The organism is Moorena sp. SIO3B2, from assembly GCF_010692525.1.
GTDB lineage: Bacteria > Cyanobacteriota > Cyanobacteriia > Cyanobacteriales > Coleofasciculaceae > Moorena > Moorena producens.
Map to the genome: position 1 here is coordinate 1 of NZ_JAAHHE010000518.1, position 3,641 is coordinate 3,641.

The window sequence follows — 3,641 nt, forward strand, 5'->3', positions numbered from 1 at the left end:
GATCAGGTGCAGAAGGTGAATCACGCCTATGGAACTAACGGCATTATCACTGAATTAGAAATACCCCTAGGACCAGTCTATCCTTGGGCTGAAGTCATTGTAGTCTTTGATGACTTTATGACTGCTGCGAGATTTGGTCAAGCTTTAGGTGATGCCGATGGCTTGATTAAAAAACTGATTAGCATTCACGCTTGGCCAATTCCATCCTACTTTGCCGCTGTCAGCAACTACCTTCCTGAAGCTAAGCACTGTGCCTTGCTGATGATAGCGGAATCTTCCCTAGAGCCATTCCAGGATTTAGTTCGGGAGTATGGTGGAGAGGTCACTTACCAGAAGAGTGCCCATGAAGCTAGTAAGGGAGTCAGCCTAGCAGAGTTCACCTGGAATCATACCACCTTACACGCCCGTAGTGTTGATCCCAACCTCACCTATTTACAAACCTCATTTGTGAATCTGGAACAGGTGGAGCATCTGTATCACCACTTTGGGGATGAAGTGATCATGCATTTAGAATTTATGCGAGTGGCAGGAAAACTGATACCAGTGGGACTACAAATCGTTCGGTATAGTTCTGAAGACCGTTTAAATGAAATTATTCGCTATCACGAAGACTATGGCGCATTGATTGCTAATCCCCACACCTACATCTTGGAAGATGGGGGTATGAAAACCGTTGATATGGAACAGTTGCGGTTTAAGGAAATAGTTGATCCCTATGGATTGATGAATCCCGGTAAAATGCGAGCCTGGGAGCATCGGTAGAGTAAGGAGTGTGGGAAGTGTGGGGATAAGCAGTCAGCAGTCAGCAGTCAGCAGTCAGCAGTCAGCAGTCAGCGGTCAGCGGTTAGCCGTCAGCGGTCAGCCGTCAGCTTATTTTATTCAAAAGCTGTTCCGGTAGCGTGGCCATAGGCCAATGGCTGTTCCCGTAGCGCATAGGCTGATAGCTGTTGGCGTAGCCTGCGCGTAGCGCATATGCTTACCTGTGGATAGTGAAATAAATATGGACACAACTGGACTCGAACCAGTGACCCCCACGATGTCAACGTGGTGCTCTAACCAACTGAGCTATGCGTCCAAACCATTCATTATGATAGCACATATTTAGAATATAGCAATTCTCAGGAACGTTTGAGGGAAATTGCCTATTGCCTATTGCTAGCATGCCTATTGCCTATTGCCTTTCCTTCAAATTCTTTTGAAGGAGGACATGAGGGATGAGTTCTGCTAAAATGTCCTGGTCGTTCAGCCTTTACCAACATCTTTATCTTTGAGTCAACCAATAGAAACCGCCAGTATCGATACATTAGCCAAGGAACTCGCAGCCATACAGCAAACTGGTTCTAAGCGAATTGCCTTGTTGGGGTCACGTCACGTTCCTATCACCCATCAGAATCTAATTGAGATGATGAGCTATGCCTTAGTGCAAGCGGGTAATCGTCTGATTACCTCTGGTGCCACTGGAACCAACTTAGCTGCCATTCGAGGTGCTATGCGAGCCGATCCCTCCTTGCTAACGGTAATTTTGCCCCAAAGTCTTCAGCGACAGCCACTGGAATCCCGAAAATACTTGGAGAAGGTAATGCATTTGGTGGAAAACCCCCAAAATGATACCTTGTCTCTCGCTGAAGCTAGTGCCTTGTGTAATGCCGAAATTGTTGCGAGGTGTCAGCAGTTAATTTGTTTCGCATTCCATGATAGCCGTACCCTCCTCAACACCTGTAAGGAGGCGGAACAGCAAAACAAGGTTGTTACTCTGTTCTATTTTGATTAGTTGTGATTAATTGTGATTAATTTTGATTAGTGTGAGCTAGACTATGCATCTATCCGGTTCGGGAATTTTACTTTACTGTATTGTGGGGGCAACGGTTTTAATCTATCTACCATTTCTGGTAGTTGGCTACAGCCGTTTCAAACTAGGCTATGACCAAAGTGCTCCTCGCGCCATGTTTGATCAGCTACCGCCCTATGCCCAACGAGCGACTTGGGCACATCAGAACTCCTTTGAACAAAATGTTGAGCGCAGTCCCCACCTAGAATCTTTGATGCGCGGTGGGGTTAGCGAAACCAATAAACTTTGCGCAGCATCCTTATTCTGGCTTTTCCTGATTCTGGACATATGCAATCAGCTTTTCTAATGGAGCTTGGGTTCCTACTGAAATCAAAGCATAGCTGCCACCCCAGAACATCGGTTTTTCTGACCAGTAAAAACGTTTGAGATGGGCTGCATACTCTTTGCGCATTAGTCGAGAGGAAACAGTTTTGAGGTTATTTACTAGCAATGACCAAGTCAATACTGGGGATAGCTTCAAACAAAACGTGGACGTGATTACTCTCCCCCCCAAATTCAATCAGTTCACAATCCCATTTTGCATGGGATACCCTCAAAATGTCTTCCAAGCGTTCAAGCATCTCCCCTGTTAGGGAATTGTTTCTGAACTTAGTCACTAGTACCAAGTGATAGATCAACCGAAATGCTGAGTTGGAGCGAGTCTTGAGTCTCCTGAAATCCCTAGAGCGGGCTCGGCAACTAAATTGACAACTAAATCTTAGCAGGTTAAAATACATATGGTATTGGTTAAGTATTTTGCCATGGGCCAGAAGCAAGCTAAAAAGCGAACTAAGCGCAAAAAGTCAAAGACAGCGTCCAGTATCAGAACTGATGTCTGGTCGCTGTCTTTGACTCGCCACCAGCGCAATTTAGCTATTCTGACAGTGGAAGAGTACCGCCATTTCCTAAAACCTTTGGTACTAATCGCCTATGGGAATTGGTCTGCCCTGTTGGGGTTAACTGCCAAAGAACGGGTGAACGCGCTGGAGAAGTTGGTTCACCAGACCGCAAATAATCCCAATCCTAAATATGGTTGGTACTTCAAAAAAGCCATCAATAACCATCCATCGTTTCGCAAGTTTCCCAGCTACCTAAGACGCGCTGCCATCCAAGACGCATTAGGGATTGTTAGCAGCTTTGTGACTCGCTGGCAGGATTGGAAACGAGGCAATAGAAAGCACCGACACGACAAATCCCCTAAGCTTACTGCCATCGGTAACAGCTACCCAGCTTTGTACAAAGGTCAACAAATTCGCTATAACGCTAATTTTAACGCTGTAGACCTCAAGGTTTGGAATGGTACGGATTGGGTATGGCTATTGGCTATTCGAGTTCCAACGTCTGGAAAAAGCCGCCATCTCGGTCTTGACAACAAACTGATGTCCCCTTCCTTAATTGCTAACGACCGCAGGGTTCATCTGTCGATGCCTGTCGAGTACGCAATTAAGGAACTGCCGGAATCCGATTGGGTAAGTGCTGTAGACCTAGGAATTAACACCACAGCGACCTGCTCTATCGTTAGTCGGGACGGTACTGTAAAAGCGAGGAAATTTATTTCCCCTGCCAGAGACATAGACCGCCGTGACCAACGCAAGCAGCGTATTGCCACTAAGTCCAAGCAAACCCGTAAGATCACCAAAAGGAATTTGCCTCAAGGGTTCTGCAAGGGATTGTATCGCAAGTCCAAACATATCAACGAACACATTGCTCAATTCGTATCCAAAGCTGTCATAGACTTTGCCATGGCTCATCAAGTGAGGGTGATTGTGTTTGAGGACTTGTCAAACTGGAAGGCAAAAGCGGGTAAGCACGG

At 46.1% G+C, this 3,641-nt stretch carries 6 protein-coding genes and 1 tRNA gene; 4 read left to right on the forward strand and 3 right to left on the reverse strand.

Annotated elements, in window-relative coordinates; all coding sequences use genetic code 11:
• On the forward strand, nucleotides 1-762 hold a 762-nt coding region (locus tag F6K38_RS37235), incomplete at its 5' end, for an FAD-binding oxidoreductase (RefSeq protein WP_502709643.1).
• A 239-nt stretch (nucleotides 763-1,001) separates the two neighbouring features.
• On the opposite strand, the gene F6K38_RS37240 is transcribed toward F6K38_RS37235, so the two are convergent.
• Nucleotides 1,002-1,075, reverse strand: a tRNA-Val gene (locus F6K38_RS37240).
• A gap of 192 nt (nucleotides 1,076-1,267) precedes the next feature.
• Here F6K38_RS37240 and F6K38_RS37245 point away from each other — a divergent pair.
• Nucleotides 1,268-1,771 (forward strand): DNA-processing protein DprA, encoded by a 504-nt coding sequence (locus F6K38_RS37245; RefSeq protein ID WP_008180076.1) that lies wholly within the window; start codon nucleotides 1,268-1,270, stop codon nucleotides 1,769-1,771.
• A 43-nt stretch (nucleotides 1,772-1,814) separates the two neighbouring features.
• A complete protein-coding gene (locus F6K38_RS43755) occupies nucleotides 1,815-2,135 on the forward strand; it encodes an MAPEG family protein (RefSeq protein WP_081431909.1) in 321 nt (106 codons plus the stop codon).
• On the opposite strand, the gene F6K38_RS43760 is transcribed toward F6K38_RS43755, so the two are convergent.
• Complete coding sequence (locus F6K38_RS43760) at nucleotides 2,088-2,240, reverse strand: transposase (RefSeq protein WP_008180074.1); 153 nt, start codon at nucleotides 2,238-2,240, stop codon at nucleotides 2,088-2,090. The genes F6K38_RS43755 and F6K38_RS43760 overlap by 48 nt on opposite strands.
• A gap of 25 nt (nucleotides 2,241-2,265) precedes the next feature.
• A complete protein-coding gene (locus tag F6K38_RS43765) occupies nucleotides 2,266-2,565 on the reverse strand; it encodes a transposase (RefSeq protein WP_353737262.1) in 300 nt (99 codons plus the stop codon).
• On the opposite strand from F6K38_RS43765, the gene F6K38_RS37255 reads away from it, so the two are divergent.
• Nucleotides 2,566-3,641, forward strand: a 1,076-nt coding sequence (locus F6K38_RS37255; protein ID WP_287360037.1) for a transposase, incomplete at its 3' end; no start/stop codon positions are given.